We start from the raw sequence: 24,622 nt of genomic DNA, 5'->3' as shown, positions 1-24,622 counted from the left end.
AATTAAGATTGATGAGCAATAATAGAAAAATAAAAGCAGTATCCTTTGGAGAAGTATTGTGGGACGTATTTGCTGACGGGAAAAAAATTGGCGGAGCTCCCCTTAACCTGGCCCTGAGGATGCAAAGCCTAGGCTGTGAAGCCGCTATGGTAAGTGCAATAGGAAAAGATACTGATGGTGAAGAAATTATCAGTTATGTGCAGGAAAAGGGCTTAGATACTACAGGCATTGTAACCGTTGGAGGTTATCCTACCGGGCTGGTACAGGTCTACGTAAACGAGCGAGGCAGTGCCAGTTATGAAATCAGCTATCCATCAGCTTGGGATAAAATAGTGCTTACGCCGAATGTCTTTAATTTGGTTCAGGAAGCTAATGTGCTGATATACGGGAGCCTTGCCTGCCGTGACAGTGTGTCGAAAGAAAGTTTATTGAAGGTACTAGAAATAGACGGCTATAAAGTTTTTGATGTAAATCTCAGGCCGCCACACTACGAAATTGATACCCTTTTGGAATTGATGAAAAAAGCTGATTTCATCAAGTTCAACGACGAAGAGCTAATTGAAATTGCAGGTAAACTTGGTTGTCACGCTACCCTTTTGGAAGATAATATGGAGTTTATAGCAAAAAAAACAGGATCTAAAGCGATTTGTGTTACAAAAGGTAAGCATGGTGCCACACTATTGTGGGATGGCCAGTTGTACAGCAATAACGGTTATGTGGTGAAGGTGGTTGACACCGTTGGTGCCGGCGACTCATTCCTGGCAACGCTGATTATGAAACTTCTTGTTAAGGAAACGCCACAGAAAGCATTGGATTATGCCTGTGCTATGGGAGCTTTGGTAGCGGCTTCACCGGGAGCAAATCCTAACATTAGTACTGAACAAATTGAGGAGTTGATTGTGAGTGTAAGTTAATTTGGGTTAGATAGGGAAAGTTTGGGTTTTCTCTAAAAGGGGGCTGTCTCAAAAAGACAGCCCCTTAAAAAGTAAACTATAAATCAAACTAAACAGCTACAGCTGTTTCCCGTAAGGCTTTTGCTGCGCTAACCATTTCTACCAGGGCTTTTTTGGTTTCATCCCAATGGCGGGTTTTAAGTCCGCAATCAGGGTTCACCCAAAGCTGGCTTTCGGGCAACACCGCTTTTGCTTTTTCAAGCAGTGCCACCATTTCTTTTTTTGAAGGCACGCGTGGCGAATGGATATCATACACACCCGGGCCAATATCGTTAGGGTAATTAAATTCGGCAAAGGCATCCAGCAGCTCCATTTGCGAACGCGAGCATTCTATGGTAATAACATCAGCATCCATAGCGGCGATGTCTTCTATAATATCATTAAACTCAGAATAGCACATGTGCGTATGTATCTGTGTGCTGTCGGCCACGCCAGAGGCAGATATACGGAACGCCCTTATAGCCCAGTCGAGATACTGCGCCCATTCGGCTTTTTTAAGCGGCAACCCTTCACGAATGGCGGGTTCATCTATCTGTATCACTTTCACGCCTGCTTTTTCAAGGTCGGTCACCTCATCACGTATGGCTAAGGCTATCTGTGTACAGGTTTCGGCACGCGGCTGGTCGTTTCGCACGAATGACCATTGCAGTATGGTAACCGGCCCTGTAAGCATACCTTTCACAGGCTTATCTGTAAGCGATTGCGCATATTGTGTCCAGTACACCGTCATAGGCTGTGGGCGGCTAACATCGCCATAAATAACCGGCGGTTTCACACAGCGGCTGCCATAGCTCTGCACCCAACCGTTTTTGGTAAAGGCAAAACCGCTGAGTTGTTCGCCAAAGTATTCCACCATATCGTTACGCTCAAACTCGCCGTGCACCAGTACATCAAGCCCGGCCTCTTCCTGGAAACGTATGGTTTCTTCAGTTTCCTTTTTCAACAGTTCGTCGTATTGTTTTTGGGTAAGGTCGCCTTTTTTAAATTTCGCCCTCCAGGTACGTACCTCAGCCGTTTGCGGAAACGAACCTATAGTCGTGGTAGGGAATAACGGCAGGTTCAATGCCGACTGTTGTAACTGCTTACGGGTAGCAAAACTGCTAACGCGTGTAGCATCGGCATCGGTTATAGCCGCTACCCTTTGCTTAACGGTATTGTTATGGATAAGCACCGATTGTTTACGGGCTTCGTTGGCTTCAATATTATTTTTTAGTTTGTTGTTTGCAATGGTAATGTTCCTGCTAACGGCAAGGTCGCACAGCGTAACCACCTCATCCAGTTTTTGCCTGGCAAAAGAAAGCCACTGTTTTATTTCGGGAGTAAGCACATCTTCGTTAGTTTCCCCATCAAGGTCACAAGGCACATGCAGCAACGAACACGATGGTGAAATAATCAGCCTATCCTTGCTTACTTTTTTTGCTGCCCTGTCTATTATTTGCAACGATTGCTGGTAGTCGTTTTTCCAGATGTTACGCCCATCAACAACACCCAGTGAAAGGCTCACATTTTCAGGTAATACTTTTAGTATTTCATCAAGTTGGCCATTACCACGCACAAGGTCGATATGCAGCGCGCAAACCGGCAGTGATGCAGCCAATATAGTGTTGTCTCCCAATCCTTCAAAGTAAGTAGCAACCAATACCTTCAGGCCCGGGAATGCCATACGGATGGTTTCGTACGTCTTACTGATGGCTTCTTTAGCGGCTTCATCAATATCAAGAGCAAGGAACGGTTCGTCAAACTGTATCCATTCGGCACCTTCATCCACAAGCTTTTCTATAATTTCAAGATATACAGGCAGCAGGTTATCCAAAAGCTCAATACGGTTAAAACCGGCTTCCTTCTCTTTACCCAAAAGTAAATATGACGCAGGTGAAATCAACACTGGCTTGGTAATAATCCCCGCTTCTTTTGCCTCTTTAAATTCATCTACAGCTTTTGTAGATGTTAAAGCAAACTGCTGGTTTTTATAAAATTCAGGTACTATGTAGTGGTAATTGGTATCAAACCACTTGGTCATTTCCATAGCAGTAACATCTTTACCGTCTTTCTGGTAACCACGCGCCATAGCAAAATACAGGTCGGTAAGGTTACCGTCTTTCAGGCTTTCATAGCGGGCCGGTATGGCGCCAACTGTCAATGACAAATCCAGCACCTGGTCGTAAAACGAAAAGTCGTTAGACGGTATCAGGTCGATACCGGCATCTTTTTGCATTTGCCAGTTGCCAAGCCTTATTTGCTTACCGGCTTCAAGCAGTTCGTTTAAGGTAATCTTGCCAGCCCAGTAATTTTCGCAAGCTTTTTTTAGTTCACGTTGGTTGCCTATCCGTGGATATCCCAGGTTATTTGTCAGCATAAGTAGTTTTGATTAGATTGCTTATTTGTTCCTGACAAATGTAGTTTTACAGTTTTTACATTTGTAAAAACACAAAAAATAAGGATATTTACCTTTTTAAAAACAGAAATACAGAACAAACAACCATTACATCACTAAATACCACTTCATGAAAGATAATTTTCCTGCCGATAGCATAGATACTATCGACCTGCAACTCCTCAATATACTGCACGAAAACTCAAATTATACAACAAAGGAGCTTGCCAAAATGGTAAACCTCTCCCCTTCCCCGGTATTTGAACGGGTGAAAAGGCTGGAGAAAAACGGCTATATAAAAAAGTACATTGCTATACTGGATGCTGAAAAACTGAACCAGGGGTTTACGGTATTCTGTAACATTAAGCTGAAACAGCACGACCGCAGCATAGGCCATAAATTTGTAACCGACATACTGGAAATAGACGAGGTTATAGAATGCTACAACATTTCGGGCGACTATGATTTCCTGTTAAAAGTAACGGTTCGTGATATGAAACATTACCAGGATTTTGTGTTTAACAAGCTAGGTTCGGTAGACAGTATAGGCAGTACCCACAGCACCTTTGTAATGGCGGAGATAAAAAATACTTACGGTGCGGCTGTGAGGGGATGACGTTATAAAAATAGAAACTGCGCACATCCCTATCATTCAGGAATATGCGCAGTTTTAGCTATTAAAATATTATTTTACTTACCCCAAACCAGGTAGCTGCTGCCGAAGGTAAACCCGGCACCAAAGGCGGTAAGCAACAATTTATCGCCCGCCTTAAAATCATTTTGGAAATCCCAAAGGCATAACGGTATGGTAGCCGCCGTGGTATTGCCATAGCGCTCTATGTTTACCTTTACCTTATCCATAGGAACATTAAGGTTACCGGCTACCGCATTTATAATACGTATGTTTGCCTGGTGCGGTATTACCCAGTCAATATCTTCGGCAGTAAGCGTGTTGCGTTCTGTAATTTCATCACATACGCCTGTCATACCGGCAATGGCGTTTTTAAATACCGTTTTACCGTCCTGCCTTACAAAATGCTGGCGGTCTTGTAATGTATCTTCATGGAATGGCTTAAGCGAACCACCTACTGAAATAGAAAGATATTCGCTGCCCGTACCATCGGTTTTAAGGATAAAATCCTGTAGCCCGTATTGTGTAGTAGGCTCAAGCAGTACTGCCCCGGCCCCATCACCAAAAAGGATACAGGTATTACGATCAGTATAATCTACGATACGGCTCATGGCATCAGCGCCGATTACGATTACCTTTTTATGCCTACCCGATTCTATAAGCGAACTACCCACAGAAAGTGCGTACAAAAATCCGCTACAGGCGGCATTAAGGTCGAAGCCCCATGCATTGGTAAGCCCTGCTTTATCGCATACTACGGGTGCAGTAGGTGCCAGTAACTTATCGGGTGTAGAGGTGGCAAGGATTACACATTCTATCTCGGCCGGGTTAACACCTGAAGAAGCCAACAGGTTTTTAACGGCTTCGGCAGCCATATCAGAGGTTGCCTTTTCGGGGTCGTTTAAAATACGCCTTTCTTTTATACCGGTGCGTGCCACAATCCATTCGTCAGATGTGTCCACCATTTTTTCAAGCTGCGCGTTATCCAGTATGTTTTCAGGCACATACCCGCCTACAGCAGTAATAGCTGCTTTATTTAGTTTTGTCATTGTTGTGTTACTTAATAATAGCTACCGGTTCTTTATTTTCGCCAATTGCCACAAAGGTAAAATTGCCGGTTATGGCTCTCTCACGGCTTTCTGAGTACATGTCTTCAACATATATTTCTACGTGGACCTTAAGGCTGGTATTTCCTACGTGTATAACCCTGCCTATAAGCTCAGCAAATGTACCGCCCGGTATAGGCTTCTTAAAATCGATACGGTCGCTGCTTACCGTTACTACACGCTGCCTGCTAAAACGTGTAGCCGTAATAAAGGCTACCTCATCCATAAGCTGCATGGCGTTGCCGCCAAAAAGCGTATCGTAGTGGTTTGTAGTATTCGGGAATATTGCCTTAAAAATATGTGTTTCAGAATTTTCTATTCTTTCTTCTATTGTCATGCTACTTCTTTTTCAAATGCTATAAAGTGTGTTAGTGTGTCTGTGTTATTGTATAGTGGATATATATCTACCTCGCAAATATATTCTTCCCCGTTTTTGCGGTAATTTATAAGCTGTGCTTTTACAGGTTGACCATTTTCAACAGCCTCCCTCACCGCTGCCTTTGAGTGGGGCGATGTATTTATACCTTGTAAAAATTTTGGTGATTTTCCTAAAGCTTCTTTTACGGTGTAGCCAGTCATGTCAACAAAACCCGGGCTGGCGTGGATAATATTTATATTTATGTCGGTTATAACAATGGACTGATAATCCACATTTTCCCAATCAATATTATCAATATCGTAAGCCCATGAGTATTTGGCTTTCAGCTGGTTCAAAACCTCCCTGTCCTTGTTCCTATCAAAAGCATTAAGCATTTTTTGGCGGGCCTGTGTGTAGATATCCCAACTGATAAGTGGTGGTTGTGTAGGTAACGGACGGATTTTTTTGGCAATAACTTCATATTTGTCATCCGGTAAAGAAGACAAATACAGGTCGAGGCCTTTCATCTTATGTAAGTTATCCCTGCTCATTGTAATTAGGCTTTACAAGCAAATTTTCAATCAGTTATAGTTGTAAAACTACTCGTGTTTTATACACGGCCTTCTTTAATTCCGGCTTTTCCCGGAAACCAATATGGTTTGAAAGAAGTTTCTTAACAACTAAGCGGCAAAGATAAGGCAGATTCAAAAACTATATTATAAAATCTTAGTTAATATAAGGGAGTAAATGTTAGTTTTCTCTTTTATAATTATTACCGGCTTACAGCTAAATCCTTAAAAGAAAAAGCTACCTCTCGGTAGCTTTTATCTGTTTTCCTTAAAATGTTTTTCTAAAAATTCAAAGATAACATCAAAATGTTTTGTTGGTTCACTATGCCTGCCCTGGTATACTATATGCCTGTAAGGGTGTTTAAAATCGTTTTCCTTTAGCCTTGCCATCATTTTCTCTGCCATAGGCACAGCAGGTATTATCTCATCTTTATCGGCAGACAGCAACAGTACGGCACCGTTAATATTCTCCACCTTAATCAGCGCGTTTAGTTCGGCAACGGTATCCTGCAGCATGGCTTCAAAAGTACCACGCAAATCCCTTTTCATCAGGAAGGGTACGGCGGCTTCATTAACCGGGATAAAAGGCAATTCTTTACCGTTAAAAACCCAGCAGGATGAATTAAAATCCAATGTATGTCCCGGAAAGACCGCGTGGCTGGACGACATGCCCACCACACACGAAATATCTTTGTAGTAACTGCCCAACAGCAAAGCCAGGTCGGCGCCGCGTGAACCACCTATTACCGCAATTTTATTACCGTTTACCCTCTTGTCTTTCTTTGCAGTGGCTATGGCATTGTATACATCTTCAATGGCAATTTTATCCAGCACTTCGGGCGTATCCTTGCACCCAAAATACCCTATTGCCAGAAAAGCATAACCTTTAGACACAAATTTGTCCCTTGTTTTTTTCCAGTAATCCCCGGCCCATGCATTTCCCCCTTCAGATCCTCCCAGCCCCACAACAAGGGGTTGGTCCAGGCCTTTGCCGGTAAACAATATGGCCTGCACATTTTTGGCTTTAAGGGTATCCTGCGCAAGTACAGAAACAGCTACAAACAACAGGAACAGGGTACAGTATACTTTTTTCATACAATGATTTGTTTTTAGCAAAATTGAAAACAATACCGTACAATACTTTTGATGTATATCAAAAAATCACTTTTCTCCCCTCACCCGGCTCAGGGTTTCCTGTGTTATGCCCAAATAAGAGGCCACCATACCCAGCGGAATCCTGTGGTAAATATCATGATAGGTAGCTATAAAATGCTGGTATTTTTCCTTAGCACTGGTAAACCGTAACGAGGCAATCCTTTCCATTAAATGCCCAAATACCGTCCCCATAGACAGCCTGGAATAGCGCTCCATTTCGGGGAAACGGTCAAACAGGTACACAAGGTCGTCCACATGCAGGCAAAACGCCTCGGTAGGCTCTATCGCATCTATGTAATAAATATCTTTCTGGCGCGTAATAAAGCTTTTGGGCGAATTGCTCCATTCGTTCTCTGCCGGAAAGAACTCGCTTATTTCTTTTCCGTCCTTTATAAAATACGCCCTGAAAAGCCCTTTTTGTATAAAATACGATTTGGTACATACCTTTTCGGCATCATGCACCATCTCGCCTTTTTTAAAGGTAACAAAGCTAACCCTTTCTTCCAGTGCATATTTAAGCGCATCGCTTAGTTTTATATAGTGTTCAAAATGCCTGAAAAACATTTCTTTTTCTCCCATCACAACAAAGCTTTGATTAAAGGTAACCAGTTCTCCTGTTAAATCCAAAACTGTACGACTGAACTTTACGCCGGGCTTTATGCTTTGTCAACCAATGACCAATGCAACTTGTCATTTATTTTCGATCTATTACCCTACTAAAACCATAGAATAAACAGTTAACTATCAATAAATTACATTCAAAACATTGATTATTAACACCATAAGCTGTTATTTTTTCCTTTTTTAAGAGCCTTATATGACTTATATTCGCTCAAAACTCCGCTTATTGGCCTGGGTTTTCGTTTAAAAAACAGTAGAATTAATGGAAGAGCAACTTAAACGGCAATTAGAAAACCTACCGCTTCATGAAGGGCTGAAACTGCTTAACGACAGTATCAGCGGTAAAATAGTGTTTTCTACCAGCTTTGGCATAGAAGACCAGGTGATAACCGATGCCATTTTTAACCAGAAGCTGGGCAACATAGAGGTTTTTACCCTTGATACCGGCAGGCTATTCCCCGAAACCTACGCCACCTGGGATAAGACCCTGCTGAACTACAACAAAAAGATAAAGCCTTACTACCCTGACAACAACCATATAGAAGCCTTTGTAGAAACCAACGGCATCAACGGGTTTTACAACAGCGTGGAACTCCGGAAAAGCTGTTGCCACATACGCAAAGTAGAACCACTTCAAAAAGCGCTTCAGGGAGTAACGGTTTGGATTACAGGGCTGCGTGCAGAACAATCGGCTAACCGCAGCGGTATGGAAATGGTAGAATGGGATGAGGCTTACGGGCTGTACAAATTCAACCCGCTGCTGCACTGGGGCTTTAATGATGTGGAAGATTATATAAAGCTAAACGCCGTACCCTACAACCCGCTGCACGATAAGGGGTTTGTAAGCATAGGCTGCGCGCCCTGTACACGGGCGGTGAAGCCCGGCGAGGATTTCAGGGCAGGAAGATGGTGGTGGGAAGATACCTCTAAAAAAGAATGTGGGCTGCATACCCATAATTAACTAAAAACCTTACTGTAAGCATGAGCAATACAGCACATTATTTAAAACAATTAGAAGAAGAAGCCATATACATACTTCGGGAAACCGCGGGCCAGTTTGAAAGGCCTGCGCTGCTGTTTTCCGGGGGTAAGGATTCTATAGTACTGGTACACCTGGCGCTTAAGGCATTCCGACCGGGCAAGTTCCCGTTCCCCCTAGTACATGTAGATACCGGGCATAACTTCCCCGAAGCAATTCAATTCAGGGATTATCTTGCCAATAAAATCGGAGAGCGCCTTGTAGTGGCATCAGTAGAAGAAAGCATTAAAAAATATAACCTGACAGAAGCGCCCGGCCGTTTCCCTTCGCGTAATGCACTGCAAACTTACGCGCTGCTCGATGTAATCCAGGAGCACGGCTTTGATGCCTGTATAGGTGGTGCACGCCGCGATGAAGAAAAAGCGCGTGCCAAAGAGCGTATCTTCTCTGTCCGTGATGACTTCGGGCAATGGGACCCGAAACTGCAACGCCCTGAGCTTTGGAACATACTGAACGGCAAAATACAAAAGGGCTTTAACGTAAGGGTGTTCCCGATAAGCAACTGGACGGAGCTGGATGTGTGGAACTACATTAAAAACGAAAATATAGAACTGCCCCCACTCTACTTTGCACACGAAAGGGAGTGTATAGTACACCAGGATAAGCTGGTGGCCATATCCGATTTTATAGTACCGCAGCCCGGTGACGAAGTGGTTACCGAAAGGGTACGCTACCGCACTGTGGGCGATATGACCTGTACCGCTGCCGTGCCGTCTGACGCAGACACTATAGACGATATTATTGCCGATATAGTGCAAACACGCATCAGCGAGCGCGGGCAAACCCGCCTGGACGACCAGGTAAGCGAAGCCGCTATGGAAGACCGTAAAAAACAGGGGTATTTTTAATTTTTGAAATTGCTAAAATGAACACACTAAAATTTATAACGGCGGGTAACGTAGACGATGGCAAAAGCACACTTATAGGCCGCCTGCTGTATGATTCAGACAGTATACATACTGACCAGCTGGGCGTACTAAAATCGCAGACCAAACAGGCCGGTACCGAAATAGACCTTGCACTGATTACCGATGGCCTCCGCGCCGAACGCGAACAGGGCATTACCATAGATGTGGCGTACAAATACTTTTCTACAGCCAAACGGAAATTCATCATTGCCGATGCGCCCGGGCATGAGCAGTACACCCGCAACATGATTACCGGGGCTTCTAACTCCGACCTGATAATCATACTGGTGGATGCGCGCAAGGGCATTACCGCACAAACCCGCAGGCACGCCAGCATAGCATCGCTTATCGGTATTAAAAAGGCGATTATTGCCATCAATAAAATAGACCTTACCGGATATTCTGAAACCGTATTTAACAGCATCAGGGACGGTTTTGAGGCCCTGAAAGGCCAGCTTGATTTTGAAGAAATCATTTACATACCAGTTAGTGCGCTGAATGGCGATAACGTGGTGGAACGCTCTGCCGAAACCTACTGGTACAAAGGTGAAAGCCTGCTGCACATACTGGAAGGCATTGAAATACCTGATAAGGACGAATTGGCCTCGCGCTTCCAGGTGCAGTGGATTATCCGTCCGGGCAGCGAGGAATACCACGACTACCGCGGCTATGCCGGTTTTGTGCAAAGCGGCGCTTTTACACAGGGCGATGCCGTAACCGTATTGCCCGCAGGCATACAAACCCGTATCAGCAAGATAGAAAAATACCCTGCCGAGATAGAAAAAGCAGTAGCCGGTGAAAACATAGTGCTGCACCTTGAAGACAACATAGACATTTCGCGTGGCGACAGTATTGTAAAAACCGGCGAGCTGCCTGTTACAGGCAATGAGTTTAACACCTGGATATGCTGGCTAGGCAATGCACCGCTGCAACCGGGCAAGCCCTACCTGCTGCAACACCACAGCCGTACGGTAAGGGCGAAGGTACAATCACTGGGCAGCCTGTGGAACGTAAACGAATGGCAGTTCGGGCAAACCGAAGGCTTAAAATTGAATGATATAGCGCAGGTGAGCATCCGTACAAACCAGCCGCTGGCTTACGATGCCTTTGCCGATAATGCCGAAACCGGCAGCGCTATACTTATAGATGAAACTACTTTTGATACAGTTGCCGCCCTTATGTTCCTGAAACAGGAGGTGCCGCAGCCGGATGATTTTTAATAGCACCTATGGATAAACACACCCTGCTGCCTGTTTTGCTTAAAACCGATGCCCCGCGCTTCCTTATTATAGGCGGGGGTGAGTCCGGTTTGGAAAAAGCCCAGGCACTATTGCGGCAAAACCGCGATGTCCGCCTGAGGGTGGTGGCGCGCAGTTTTTCGCCTGCGTTTAGTGGCTTGCTTTCGGGGTACCCGCAGGTAGCATTGCTGGAGCGTGAGTATGACAGCAACGACCTTAAAAATACCGACTTTGCCATAGTAGCCGCAAACGACCCGGCACTGGAACACGAAGTAAAACAACAGGCGGGCCACCACAATGTGTGGGTACACCTGGTACACCGCCCGGAGCTGAGCGACTTCCACCTGGATGTAAAACCTGCTAAAAAAACCGACAACGAAAAGAAATACAGCAAACTGGCATTCCGTATTGCGGCAGTGTTTCTGGCAGTTTTCTTTGGGTATTCGCTTTCAGCGCTTATTACTTTTGAACAATTAGGGCAATATGCCTCAGAGGTACCTACGCCATTTTACATCATGTTAGCGGTAGGCTTTTTTGCGCAGCTGGTAGACGGCGCCGTAGGTCTTGGCTATGGCGTTACCTGTTCTACAAGCATGATGCTTTTCGGGGTGAACCTCGCTTCCATAAGCGGCAGTATCCACACTGCAGAAATGTTTTCCAGCGCAGTAAGCGGTTATTCGCATTACCGTTTTGGCAACGTGAACAAAAAGCTGTTCCTCTGGCTGGTAATACCCGGTGTTATAGGCGCGGTAGCGGGTTCGCTGCTGCTCATCTTTTTAGGCGATAAATACGAAAACGTGGCTTATGCCATAGTATCGTCCTACACCTTTATAATAGGTATACGCCTTATCATTATTGCCTTCAGGAAAAACATTACCAAGCAGCCCGTAAAAACAACCGGAGTACTGGGTTTTGCAGGCGGCTTTTTCGATGCCTTTGGCGGAGGTGGCTGGGGCCCTATCGTTACCTCAACCCTATTGGCAAAAGGGCGCAAATCAAAATATGTGGTGGGTACCGTAAGCCTTGCCGAGTTTTTCATTACACTTACGGCATCGCTGGTGTTCTTTTCGTCGCTGGGGGTTAAGTACGTATATATCGTGGCCGGGCTCATCATAGGCGGTATGGCAGCCGCACCACTGGCTGCACGCCTGGCAGGCAAGCTTCCGCAAAAGGCCGCCATACTGGCCGTAGCTGCACTGGTTATGGTATCGAGCCTGCGGGTATTCCTGAGGTTCTTGTGATTTGGCGGGGCTGAAAATCATAATTGACGGTAAGGTAACAATAAGGTAATGGCTACATAGGATGAGGGAGATAAGTTTGCGCTTTTTTAAATACGCATACCATGTTCTCTGCATACATCAAAACCATAAGTGTACTTTTTACCGCCGCACTCGCCTTTGCCCTATATCCCATCCAAGGCAAAAAAGAATATACCGAAACCGGCACACTGAAAAAATTCAGCCTTGAGTTAAACACCTCGATAGAGCAGCTTGACGACGCTGCCCAGAAATACAAAGCCGGTACATTTACTTTAGCACAACTTCAAAATGCCGTAACCGAAACACGCCTGACCTATAAAAGGGCTGAGTTTTATTTCGCATTCTACTACCCCGAATATACTAAGGAGCACTTTAACGGGGCACCGCTGCTACATATAGAAAAGGAAGGTTCGATGCCGAAGGTAATAAGCCCCGAAGGTTTACAGACTTTGGATGAGCTTGTATTTTCAGATGAAGCAGCCGAAGAAAAAGTACAGATAGCAGCAGTGGCCAAAAAACTGCATTCGGCTTACATTGACTTTTACGGCGGCCTTGGCGCACCCGACATGAAGGGTGCAAACGGGCTTACCGCAATGCGTATGCAATTGGTACGCATCCTTAGCCTGGGAATTACAGGATTTGACACACCGGGTTCGCTGAATGCACTGCCTGAAACAAAAGCCTCACTTGAAGCTATGGCGCAGTTTTATACCGAAAACTACCCGGCATCGGCAACTGTGGAAAGCCTTTTTACCAATGCTATAAAATACCTTGATACTAATAAGGACTTCGACAGCTTTAACCGCCTGGTATTTATCCGTGATTATATCGATCCGCTGTACAAAACATTGGGCGAAGGCGCGGGCAATGCTCCTAAGTTCCTGGGCCGTACCAGTGCCTGGAACACCGATAGCCAGTCTATTTTTGCTGAAGATTTCCTCAATCCCTACTTCTTTACCTCGCTAAAAAAAGAGGAAGACACCGCCGAATTACGAAAATTAGGGCAATCACTGTTTTATGACAAAGCCTTGAGTACCGATGGCGGCATGAGTTGCGCCAGTTGCCACAAACCGGAACTTGCCTTTACCGACGGGCTGCCGAAATCGGCCAGCAGCATACAGGGCAAGACTGTACTGCGCAATGCCCCTACCCTGCTGAATGCTGCCTATGCCGACCGTTATTTTTACGACCTGCGTGCCTTTACCTTAGAACAACAGGCCGAACACGTAATATTTAACCCTGCCGAATTTAATACCGCCTACAGCGCCATCCTGAAAAAGCTGGGGCAAAAACCGGAATACGCTGAGAGCTTTAAAAAAGTGTTTGGTAAAAAAGGCATCAACCGCGAAAACTTCTCTAAAGCGCTTGCTTCGTATGTGTTGTCCTTACGTTCGTTTAACAGCCCTATGGATAAATACCTGCGTAGCGAAACCAACGACCTGGACCAGCAGGCAAAAAACGGCTTTAACCTGTTTATGGGCAAGGCTGCCTGTGCCACCTGCCACTTTGCGCCTACCTTCAGCGGGCTGGTGCCGCCGTTGTACAGCGAAAATGAAAGCGAGATTCTGGGTGTACTTCAAGACCCTGCCGCTACAAGAAAAACCCTTGATGCCGATGGGGGCCGCCTGGACAACCTTGTCCTTACCGAAGAAGCCTGGATTTACGACAAATCGTTTAAGACCACAACGGTTCGCAACATAGCCAAAACCGCGCCTTATTTCCATAACGGGGCGTACAAAACCCTTGAGGAAGTGATTGATTTTTATAACGAAGGCGGTGGCAGTGGTATAGCGCTTACCGTAAAAAACCAGACCCTGGCTGCCGACAAGCTGAACCTTACAGTAAAGGAAAAAAGGGAACTCATAGCCTTTTTAAAATCGCTTACCGATACGGCCGCGGCTGACAAAAAATAATACCATGAAGTATCTTATTGCCCTGCCCGTAACGGTTATGATAGTACTGTTTGGGATAAAAAATACGGTATCGGCTACCTACTCATCTTCTTACCAGGAGAATGATTTCAGGCCGCTGGTACTGCAAAACATTAAAGCCTTTAAAAAAGAAACTGAGTTACTAAAGGCTACTGCCCTTGGCTTTGAAAAAAAGACCGTTACCCTGAAAGCGCTGCGTCAGCAATTGACCAAAACCCGTCTTGCCTATAAACAAAACGAATGCATACTGGAATATTATTTCCCAAAACATTGTAAAGCCTACCTCAATGGCGCACCGCTAAAGCACCCCGACCCGTACCCGGTTGATGAGAAATATAACACCCAAAACTATTATGGCGTTACCCCGCAGGAGTACAGCAAGGGCATACCGCTCGACCAGATAGACACTGAGCATTACAAAGGCGCCCGCCGTGTAGTGGAACCGGAAGGATTGCAGGTACTGGATGAGTTGGTATTTTCTGATGAAGCAACTAACGAGTCACAGAAAATAAGTGCACTGGCTACCCGCCTGGACGACGCCGTGCCTGCTACTGAAATGGCCCTTGAAAAACGCAACTATTTCTATGACTTCGAAATTATAGAAGCGGCACGTTTGCAACTGGTACGCACCTTTAGCCTGGGGGTTACCGGTTTTGATACGCCCGGTTCGGTAAATGCATTGCCTGAGGCCGTTGCGACTATAGAATCGGTACGTGTTCTGGCAAGCCCTTTTATTGCCAAAGCCAACCCAACATTAAAAGCTGAAACAGACAAGCTTTTTGCAGGCGCCAAAAACTATCTTATTAAGAATAATGATTTCGACAGCTTTAACAGGCTTGATTTCCTTACCTTATATATTAATCCGTTGTATAAGAATTTGGGCAAGATACAACAGCAACTCCGCTTACCCTCAACCGCCGAGCGTTGGGGCAAAGTAGCCAGCTGGAATGCCGCAAGTGAAAACATCTTCGGTAATGATTTCCTTAACCCGTACTATTATTCGCTGTTACCGGAAGATAAAGACAGCGAGGCACTAAGGGCTTTGGGCAAAAAACTATTTTACGAGCCGTTACTCAGCAGCAGTAAAACCATGAGCTGTGCCAGTTGTCACAAACCTGAGTTGGCCTATAGCGACGGACTACCAACATCTGTGTCATCTGTTCAGGGCAAAAATGTATTGCGTAATTCCCCTACCCTTATTAATGCGGTATACTCTGACCGTTTTTTTTATGACCTGCGTGCCTATGACCTGGAAGACCAGGCCGGCCACGTAATAGAAAACCACTTGGAGTTCAACACCAGCTTTGATGCCATAGTGAAACAGCTTAACGAAAGTGCTACTTACAGGGCGGCTTTTGAGGCGGTATTTGGTAAGGGAAATAAGGTGACACGCTATTATTTTTCGCAGGCATTATCATCTTATGTTATTTCACTGAGGGGCTACAACAGCCCTTTTGACAAATATGTACAGGGAAAAACCGGGACATTGCCAAAAGAAGTTAAAGACGGCTTTAACCTGTTTACCGGCAAGGCAGCCTGTGCTACCTGCCATTATGTACCGAACTTCAGCGGGCTGGTACCACCGCTTTTTGAAGAAAACGAAAGCGAGGTATTGGGTGTGTTCAAAAATGCAATATCAAATGAACTCGATACCGATACAGGGCGTTTTAACAGCCAAATTCCTGAAGACCACGAGGAAATATACCGAGGGTCTTTTAAGACTGTTACGGTACGTAATGCCGCACTTACGGCGCCTTACTTCCACAACGGGGGGTATAAAACCCTTGAAGAGGTAATAGAATTTTATGATAAGGGCGGCGCTGCCGGTGTGGGTTACGAATATGAAGTACCCAACCAGACCCTGCCACCCGAACACCTGGAGCTTACCCCCACCGAAAAAAGGGCTTTGATAGCTTTTATACGCTCGCTTAACGACAACACCTATTAATATATATAGCCTTCAACTGAAAATCCTGCCCGGAACGGCAGGATTTTTTTATGTGTTAAAAAAGTATAATTGTTAAGAGCCATTTAACCATGCGGTAATAACTCAATCCATGTTAACTAAACATTAATCCGGTAAAGTTTAGTAGTATTTACACTGATACCGCAACACTACACGATTCATTAAGAAACATATCGTAATTATTACGATAAATAAGTGCCGATACTACATTTCATTAAGATATAGGAGTAAAAAATATATAACAAAGGTCAGTTTTTAATGATAAAAAATCACCCTGCTTCACATTTACTTAAAACAAACATAAGTTTTGGCAAAAGCCCTGCCCTGTTTACTAAAGGTACTTTTGCCCGTAATTAATAACTTTTCTAAACCATAACACAACATGAAAAAAAGCTTACTTTTCTTAGGCTTAATGGCTACGTTGGGTGGTATGTTCGGGGCTAAGGCCCAGACCAGCATACCCGGCGATTCCATTGTTCATGGCCCCATGATGAGCCCTGTTTACAACAACAAGGTTCGTGTATGGGTGCTTACCAAGAACAGTACCGGCTCTGGAGACGCACTGAGCATTGGGCTTACCGCCAGCAATGCCCCGGACACTTTCCTTACCGGTACTGTGCATAACCAGGACGACCGCCTGGGGTACAGCCTTCGCTCATTTGAGTACGAAGGGCTGCAGGAAGGTGTAACGTACACCGCAAACGTACTTGTAAACGGACAGCCAAGCGGACGCACGGCTACCGTAGCAAACGGCCAGAACACACTGAGCGACTTCTCTTTCCTTTCAGGGGGATGCGCCAGGATTTATGACCTTAGCCGTTGTATCGACATTCCGGAATCGGCATTCCACTTTAACGGTGACCCGGAAATTTTTAACGTAATGGCACAGGAAGACAGCGACATGATGGTGTGGCTGGGCGATGCTGTGTACCTTTTAGGCCTGGAGCACGCCATGGGGCAATGTCCTGACGGTGTAGACGACTGGGCGAACAAGGATATGGCTTTTGACCGCTACATGTTCTACCGCCAGTTCCACGACCAGCTAATTTCGGCAATGCCGCAGCTGGCCATTACAGACAACCACGACACCGGATCTAATGAATTCAACAAAAACATGCCTACTCTTGGGCAAATGCGCGAGATATTCATGGACTGGTGGCCAAACCCTGAGTACAAGAGTACACCTGAAGGACAGGGGCTTTACTCATCTTACGTTTACAAAGACGTAGAGTACTTTTTGCTGGACAACCGCAGCTACCGCGACAATACCCAGCAACACCTGGGTCCTGACCAGCTTGCCTGGCTTAAGGCCGGCCTATTGAACAGTACTGCGACCTTTAAGGTGCTTATAAACGGTACGCCTTCGTTTAAACTTAACTGTGGCGGGCGTAACTTCTGTAACACTGCACAGGGTGTCGAAGTAATACAGTACATACAGGACAACAACATTAACGGTGTGATTTCGCTTAGCGCAGACGTTCATGAGCAGATGTTCATGATACGTGAAGGTGATGTGAAATACCCACTGTACGATGTGCTTTCGGGTAACCTTAACTCCGATGTGGGTAACGGTGTTGTAAACGTAAACTATACATCAGACCTAATACTTAGCGGCGTAAAACAGACGTACCTTAAAGTAGGTATTTACGGCGAAGAAGGCGACCGTAGGATGAAGGTACAGTACGTAGGCCTTGATGGGCAGCCGTACTTTGAAGAAATCATCCACCAGGATATGCTTACCAGCCAGAACAGCGATGCGCTGAAACTGTCGCTTGGCATAAACAACGACCTGGCTGATGCTTCAGAATTTGCACACGAGATTACAGCTACAGGCTATACTTTTGCAAACGGCAAAAACGATGTGGCTAACGGTGCGGTACACTTTACCTCATCTACAGATGTGCACACTGCAGCAGCAGTATCACTTGATTTCCATGACAGGCCATTCAGCCTTGTAGCGTGGATAAACCCAGACAACATTCCGTCTAACGGTGCTACCATCCTTAGCAACGGTGCTGCGGGTGCAGGCGTTAGCATGGGCATAGACGGTACAGGTAAACTTACCTTTACTAACCATGCTGCTAACATTACCTACACCAGCCAGTACAGCGTACTGCCAAATGCATGGAGCCAGGTAGTATGGAAATACGACAACGTAAGGAGAAAACTGTCGCTGTACTACAACGGCTTCCTTATACAAACATGGAGCAACGTAGTTACCCCATCGGTATCTACAGCTAACGTTCAGGTGGGTAACAACTTCCAGAACAAGCGTTTCATAGGCCGTATGGACAACCTTACCCTGTACGGAAGGATTATATCTGACGAAGAAATACTTGCTGATGCCGATGTAGAATCGAGCCGTGGCGGTACACTTAAAATGAGCGGCGCATCAAACATGGCTATCCCTGGTGAAGCCGTAAACACTGCGCTTGCCAATGACTTTACCATTGAGTTCTGGGCTAAGCTTACAGGCGACCCAGGTACAAACTACAAGATATTTGCCAGCAACGGCCGTGTAAACAACCTTACTACAGGTATTTCATTTGAATATCCTGACAGCAACAAGCTGAACATAGTAATAGGCAACAACACATCGGGCTGGAGTAATATAACTGAGCAGGGCGATGCATGGAACGTAGGTGAATGGAACCACGTTGCAGTAAGCGCTACTAAAAACGGCCAGATTAAGTACTACATAAACGGTACACTTGTAACACAGGCAGCCTTTGGCCAGTACGTTCCTAACTCATGGGGACTTGGCTTCGGTAAAAGCCCGGCATATGCGGGTGGTATATATGGCGAACTTGATGAAGTACGCATCTGGACAAGGTCGCTTACCGTTGAAGAAATACTTGCAGGTATGCACGTAACCCTAAACGGTGATGAGCAGGACCTTGCACACTACTACAACTTTAACAGCGAAGAAGAAAACACTACCATAGCCGATGACCTTGGTGCTGCCAACTCAGATGTTACCCTTAGCGGTGCACTATTGGCTCCTGCCACTTCACCGGTTAGTGCACTTGACGCTGACCACCGCGATGTAGTAAGCGGTAAATGGAGCAAGAACAACACTGTAAACAACGCAGGCCTTAGCTTCCCTGATGCTATTACAAACTACAACGCTAACATAGTAGTAGGAAAAAACAATGCTACTGAAATTGCAACCGTTCCGGGCAACGACGAAATGTCTTACGTTACGGGTGGCTGGGTTATAGATGCTGTAAACGCTCCGTTTGCAACCATAAAAATAAACCTTGCACAAGCCATACCAAACTTTGACACGGTAAACAACACAGCAGGCGAATTCTTCCTTATTAAACAAGAAGAAGACGGCAGCTACACTAACGTAGCACAAGGCAGCTACGATGGCCAAAATGCTTCGTTCTACAACACTAACCTTGCTGTGGGTACATACTACATAGCATGGTCTGAAAGTGAATTTACAGCTGGCCGAGGCGGTGCATTATCACTTGCCGGTAACCACCAGGTGCAGATACCTTCTGCAGATATGAATGCTGTAATGAACGGTTCATTCACTATTGAAACATGGGTTAACCTTACGGCAGATCCGGGTAACAACACCCCGTTGCTTTCTTGCCACGGAAGGATAAACAACCTTACTACGGGCTTCTCTCTTGAAATGCCTGATAACAACTCTGTATCGGCAGTATTTGGTACAAATACCAACAACTGGAACAGCATCAACTCTGGTTCTACCCTAACTGTAGGCGAATGGAACCACGTTGCTGTAACCGCAGAGCCTGGCCAAAAGATAAAACTGTACATAAACGGTGAACTTAAAGCTTCAGCTGATTATGCTGCTTATATAGCCAATACAAGCTGGAACTTTGCGCTGGGCCGTAGCCTTAACTACAACAGCCAGACAACTTCTATGATGGATGAGTTCCGCGTATGGAACGTAGCCAAAACTCAGGCACAAATCAAAGAAGGTATGCACAATATTGTAGAGGAAGAGAACAACAACCTTATCTACAACTTTACCTTTAACCAGGAAGATAACGGTACTATAGACAACACCGGCGTTAACGGTGATATCACTTATACCAATGCTTCAATCGTAGATTCTACCAGCCCTGTGGCCGAGGTAGTAGCTGATTTCGATGACGAAACAACCGGTAACTGGAGTATTACCAATGAAAATGATAACGGCCTGTACCTTGCAGCACCGGTAAACAGCTTCATAGAAAACGTGGTGATAGGCCGTAACAACAACGGTACTATACAGCCGCTGGGCACTGTAGAAGATACTTCTTACGTAGCAGGCGGATGGCATATCAACTCGCTGGGTATAGAAACTGCTAACCTGCAGGTAGACCTTACTGAGGTATTTGAAAACCCCGCGCAGACCAATGCTACTGTAGAGCAGTACCTACTACTAAAAGGTGACCCTGCCAGCAACTACGAAATTGTAGGTACAGCTACGGCAGAAGGCCTTCTTGTAACATTTGAAAACGTAGCTCTTGACCTGGGTAACTACTACCTTGCCTTTGAAACTGACATTAACGCAGTTATCGGTGAGCAGGGCGGCGCCCTTACACTGGAAACAGGCCACCAGGTATACGTACCGAAAGAAGGTGTTAACCAGGCGCTTTCAGGTTCGTTTACCATAGAGCTTTGGGCACGCCTTAGGGAAACCGCAGGTGCTAACACCAAGCTGATAGGCTTTACTAACTTCGGTGGTGGCGAATATGGCTGGGAAATGGAGTTCCTGGGCAACCAAACGCTACAGACCATTACCGGTAAAGGCCCTTCAGGAGGCTGGAACTCACTAAACTCTTCACATGTATGGAGCCATGACGAGTGGAACCACGTAGCGGTAACTTTTGTACCGAACGGCGAATTTAAGTTCTACGTGAATGGTGAACTTGCCAGCAGCACGCCTGTAGGTTCGTTCTATCCATGTGCCAATGACCTTGCCTTCGGTAAAAACATTGCAAACAATAGTCCTACACAGAGCGACATCGATGAGTTCCGTATCTGGACAGCAGCTAAATCTCAGGCCGATATCCGCAGGGATATGTACCTTACAATGCCGGAAGGCACAGATGCACTGGCGTATAACTTTACCTTTAACCAGGACGACAGCGGTTACCTTATAAACAGTGGTTCGGTTGCCGTAGAGGTACCGTATACCGATGCTTCAATTATACCTGCTACAGACCCTGTAAGGGATATGGAAGCTGCTTACCGTACTAACGTAGGCGCTAACTGGAGTGTAATGAACGACAGCCGCAACGGCCTGTACCTTGCCGACGTAATACAGTCTAACGACCAGAACGTAGTGGTAGGTAAAGAAGCCGGAAGCGAAATCCTTGTGCTTCCTAACACAGAAAACGTAGACAGGAAATACCTGAACAGCCGTTGGAAATTTGAATCGCTTTTTGTAGAAAACGGCTCACCAAAGGCAGACCTTACCAAAATATTCAGCAACCTGAACGATGTAAACGTTCTTGCTAACGAATATTACCTGATTCAAGGTGACCCTCAGGGTACTTATACTGTAATAGCTACAGGTACTAAACTGAACAACATTGTAAGCTTCTCTCCGATTACCTTTAACGACGAGCCGGTTTACCTTGCTTGGCTTACAGATACTACCTATCCTGTAGGTACTTTCCCAATAGACCCTCAGGATCTTTGGAAATACAGCGACCTTGGTACAGACCTTGGCACCGACTGGAGGGCTAACGACTATGACGACAGCTCATGGCATTTTGGTAACGGTGAACTTGGTTATGGCGACGGCGACGAAAATACCCTGCTAAGCTACGGTACCGATGCTAACAACAAGTACCCTACTACCTACCTAAGGCATACCTTTAACGTAGAAGATGCTTCTCAGTACGGTTCACTATTGTTTGACGTACTTAGGGACGACGGTGTGGTAGTATATGTAAACGGCGTGGAAGCATTCCGTAACAACATGCCGGCAGGTGATATTACGTATAACACTTACGCTTCATCTCAAATAGCCGGTGGTGATGAAACTACATATATTGAAGTAGTAACTGCTAACCTGCTTCAGGATGGCGAGAACGTAATTGCTGTAGAGCTTCACCAAGGTGCTGCAAACAGCTCAGACCTTAGCTTTGACATGCAAGTAAGGGGCTTACCTCCTGAACTTGAAGCTACAACTTTCCCTATACCTAAGGATAACGAGTGGCATTACCTTGACAACGGTACCAGCCTTGACGAAGTAGCGTGGGGCGTACCTACGTACACTCCTGGATGGCTATCGGGCCGTGCACCACTTGGTTACGGCGACCCTGTAAACACAGTGATAAGCTATGGTGCTGATTCTTCTAACAAGTACATCACATCATACTTCTACCGTAACGTAGATGTAAACCTTGCTGACCTTACCGACCTAGTAGAGTTTGGTATCAAGCGCGATGATGGTGCTATTGTATATGTAAACGGCGTGGAAGCTTTCCGCGAAAACCTACCGGAAGGCGATGTTAACTACCTGACGCACTCTTCTACAACAGTAGACGGCGCAGCTGAAAACAGGTATTTTGTACACTATGTACCAAAAACCATGTTCCAGGACGGTATAAACAGGATTTCGGTAGAAATACACAACCGCGACGGATCGAGCTCAGACCTTAAGTACGATATGTACGTGAAGAATGCGCAAGACCTTGGCGTAATATGTGATGCTCCGCATATTGCCTGCTTTACCTCGATAAACCCTACGGGTCAGACTCCTCAGCTTATTATCTCGGCAGCGCACCGCTTCCAGCAGATATTTAAAGAAGGTGATGCGTATATGACAGGTACAGGTAACATACCGGGTAACCATGACTATACTGCTTATGTTGCCATAGACGGCAGCAGCGAAACAGGATACCTTTCGGTTAACCACGAAAACAACCCGGGTGGTGTAAGTATGCTTAACCTACACCTTGACACTGACAACAACAACCTTTGGTCTGTTGATGACAGCAGGAAAGTAGACTTCTACAACAACAACCTTGTTACTACAAACAGGAACTGTAGCGGTGGTATTACACCTTGGGGTACTGTAGTAACATCTGAAGAAGCTACCGATGCAGGTGATGTAAACGGCGACGGCTACCAGGATGTGGGCTGGCTTGTAGAAATAGATCCTGAAACTGCCCAAGTTAAAGAATATGGCAACGGCATACAGGAAAAACTATGGGCTATGGGCCGTATGAACCACGAAAACGTGGTGGTACGCCAGGACGGTGCTGCAGCATACTATGGTGAAGACGGTGGTACACACTGTGTTTACAAATTTGTACCTACTACACCGGGCAACCTATATTCAGGTACTGTATATGTACTGAAAACAGATCTTGCACTTTCTTCAGACGAGCCAAGCTCTTCTACGGCTACATGGGTACAGGTGCCAAACACCACCCAGGCAGACCGTAACAACCTTAACACAAATGCTGCCGCCCTTGGTGGTACTAACTTTAACGGTGTTGAAGACTGTGAAATAGGTCCTGACGGCAAAATTTACTTCACTTCTAAAGGTAAAAACCGTATCTACCGCTTTAAGGACGACGGCGATACCGTAAGCGAACTTGAAGTATTTGTAGGTGGTATGAGCTACCCTATAGAAACCGGTTCAGGTACTGTAACCGAAGCCTGGTCTGATGGTAACGACAACCTTACATTTGACGACAAAGGTAACCTTTGGGTATGCCAGGACGGTGGCCTTAACTACATTTGGGTTATAGCTCCGGATCACAGGCAGGATTCTCCTAACGTGAAGATATTTGCCTCTATGCCGGCAGGTTCTGAACCGACGGGACTTACCTTTACTCCAGACTATAAGTACGGTTTCTTCTCTGTACAGCACCCAAGCGGCAGCAACACTGCACAGCAGGATGCTACTTATGGCAACGTAACATTTAACGCTTCAGCTTCAGTAGTGTTCTCGCTTGCCGAGTTCCTGGGCCCTCAGGCTCCGGTAACCGACTTCGTAGCCAGCCAGGTGACTGTAACTCCGGGTCAGACGGTAAACTTTACCGACCTTTCTACAAACAACCCTACCTCTTGGTCGTGGACGTTTGAAGGTGGTGAACCGGCTACTTCTACAGAGCAGAACCCTACCGTTACCTACCCTACTGCCGGTACATACACTGTAACCCTTGCCACTACTAACGTAGCCGGTAACGATACAGAAACCAAAACCGAGTACATACTGGTAGAGGAAACTAACGGTACTGATAACCCTATTGCAGAAGGCGGTGTTAAAGTATACCCTAACCCTACTCAGGGCCGTGTAACCATAGAACTGAACAGCGCCACTACTGGTGACAATGTTACAGTTGCGGTATACGACCTACTTGGAAGGGAAATACTTAGCAAAGGAAACATCAAGACTACAGGCGCAGGCCAGAAAATAGAACTTGACCTTTCTGCTTATGCAGGCGAGCAGGTATTTATTGTCCGTGTAAACATGGGCAATGCTACAGGTGCTTACAAGTTACTTAAAGTTAAGTAATGTATTTATAA

At 45.7% G+C, this 24,622-nt stretch carries 15 protein-coding genes; 9 read left to right on the top strand and 6 right to left on the bottom strand.

Annotated features, from left to right (window positions below; genetic code table 11):
• Positions 1-11 precede the first annotated feature (11 nt).
• Positions 12-914, top strand: a complete 903-nt coding sequence (locus tag ACZIX4_RS02565; RefSeq protein ID WP_463334041.1) for a carbohydrate kinase family protein — start codon at positions 12-14, stop codon at positions 912-914.
• Positions 915-1,002: 88 nt separating this feature from the next.
• Here ACZIX4_RS02565 and metE read toward each other — a convergent pair whose 3' ends face one another.
• The gene (metE, locus tag ACZIX4_RS02560; RefSeq protein WP_463334040.1) at positions 1,003-3,309 is read right to left on the bottom strand and encodes a 5-methyltetrahydropteroyltriglutamate--homocysteine S-methyltransferase; all 2,307 of its coding nucleotides are present in this window, start codon (positions 3,307-3,309) and stop codon (positions 1,003-1,005) included.
• 148 nt (positions 3,310-3,457) lie between these two features.
• Between metE and ACZIX4_RS02555 the strand changes: the two genes are divergently transcribed.
• Positions 3,458-3,943, top strand: coding sequence for an Lrp/AsnC family transcriptional regulator (locus tag ACZIX4_RS02555; protein ID WP_463334039.1), 486 nt, complete (start codon positions 3,458-3,460; stop codon positions 3,941-3,943).
• Positions 3,944-4,017: 74 nt separating this feature from the next.
• Here the strand turns inward: ACZIX4_RS02555 and ACZIX4_RS02550 are convergent, their stop codons facing one another.
• From ACZIX4_RS02550 to ACZIX4_RS02530, 5 genes are all read right to left on the bottom strand, one after another.
• Complete coding sequence (locus ACZIX4_RS02550; RefSeq protein ID WP_463334038.1) at positions 4,018-5,007, bottom strand: beta-ketoacyl-ACP synthase III; 990 nt, start codon at positions 5,005-5,007, stop codon at positions 4,018-4,020.
• A 7-nt stretch (positions 5,008-5,014) separates the two neighbouring features.
• Entirely contained in the window at positions 5,015-5,401 is a 387-nt protein-coding gene (locus ACZIX4_RS02545; protein ID WP_463334037.1) for an acyl-CoA thioesterase, read from the bottom strand.
• On the bottom strand, positions 5,398-5,817 hold the full coding sequence (locus tag ACZIX4_RS02540; RefSeq protein ID WP_463334036.1) for a PAS domain-containing protein: 420 nt from the start codon (positions 5,815-5,817) through the stop codon (positions 5,398-5,400). Before ACZIX4_RS02540 ends, ACZIX4_RS02545 begins: the two co-directional genes overlap by 4 nt.
• Positions 5,818-6,246: 429 nt before the next feature.
• A complete protein-coding gene (locus ACZIX4_RS02535; protein ID WP_463334035.1) occupies positions 6,247-7,086 on the bottom strand; it encodes an acyl-CoA thioester hydrolase/BAAT C-terminal domain-containing protein in 840 nt (279 codons plus the stop codon).
• 66 nt (positions 7,087-7,152) lie between these two features.
• A complete protein-coding gene (locus ACZIX4_RS02530) occupies positions 7,153-7,725 on the bottom strand; it encodes a Crp/Fnr family transcriptional regulator (protein ID WP_463334034.1) in 573 nt (190 codons plus the stop codon).
• Positions 7,726-8,029: 304 nt separating this feature from the next.
• On the opposite strand from ACZIX4_RS02530, the gene ACZIX4_RS02525 reads away from it, so the two are divergent.
• From ACZIX4_RS02525 to ACZIX4_RS02495, 7 genes are all read left to right on the top strand, one after another.
• Positions 8,030-8,728, top strand: a complete 699-nt coding sequence (locus ACZIX4_RS02525; protein WP_463334033.1) for a phosphoadenylyl-sulfate reductase — start codon at positions 8,030-8,032, stop codon at positions 8,726-8,728.
• A gap of 20 nt (positions 8,729-8,748) precedes the next feature.
• Positions 8,749-9,654 (top strand): sulfate adenylyltransferase subunit CysD, encoded by a 906-nt coding sequence (gene cysD / locus ACZIX4_RS02520; protein ID WP_463334032.1) that lies wholly within the window; start codon positions 8,749-8,751, stop codon positions 9,652-9,654.
• A 17-nt stretch (positions 9,655-9,671) separates the two neighbouring features.
• Positions 9,672-10,934, top strand: coding sequence for a sulfate adenylyltransferase subunit 1 (locus ACZIX4_RS02515; protein ID WP_463334031.1), 1,263 nt, complete (start codon positions 9,672-9,674; stop codon positions 10,932-10,934).
• An 8-nt stretch (positions 10,935-10,942) separates the two neighbouring features.
• Complete coding sequence (locus ACZIX4_RS02510; RefSeq protein WP_463334030.1) at positions 10,943-12,193, top strand: TSUP family transporter; 1,251 nt, start codon at positions 10,943-10,945, stop codon at positions 12,191-12,193.
• A gap of 101 nt (positions 12,194-12,294) precedes the next feature.
• A complete protein-coding gene (locus ACZIX4_RS02505; protein WP_463334029.1) occupies positions 12,295-14,124 on the top strand; it encodes a cytochrome-c peroxidase in 1,830 nt (609 codons plus the stop codon).
• A 4-nt stretch (positions 14,125-14,128) separates the two neighbouring features.
• Positions 14,129-16,090 carry a cytochrome-c peroxidase gene (locus tag ACZIX4_RS02500; protein WP_463334028.1) on the top strand — a complete coding sequence of 654 codons (1,962 nt, stop codon included), beginning with the start codon at positions 14,129-14,131 and terminating at the stop codon, positions 16,088-16,090.
• Positions 16,091-16,490: 400 nt separating this feature from the next.
• Positions 16,491-24,611 (top strand): LamG-like jellyroll fold domain-containing protein, encoded by an 8,121-nt coding sequence (locus tag ACZIX4_RS02495; RefSeq protein ID WP_463334027.1) that lies wholly within the window; start codon positions 16,491-16,493, stop codon positions 24,609-24,611.
• The last annotated feature ends 11 nt before the right edge of the window (positions 24,612-24,622 follow it).

It is taken from the genome of Flavobacterium niveum, assembly GCF_055231775.1.
This window is presented reverse-complemented; position numbering and strand designations above follow the sequence as displayed.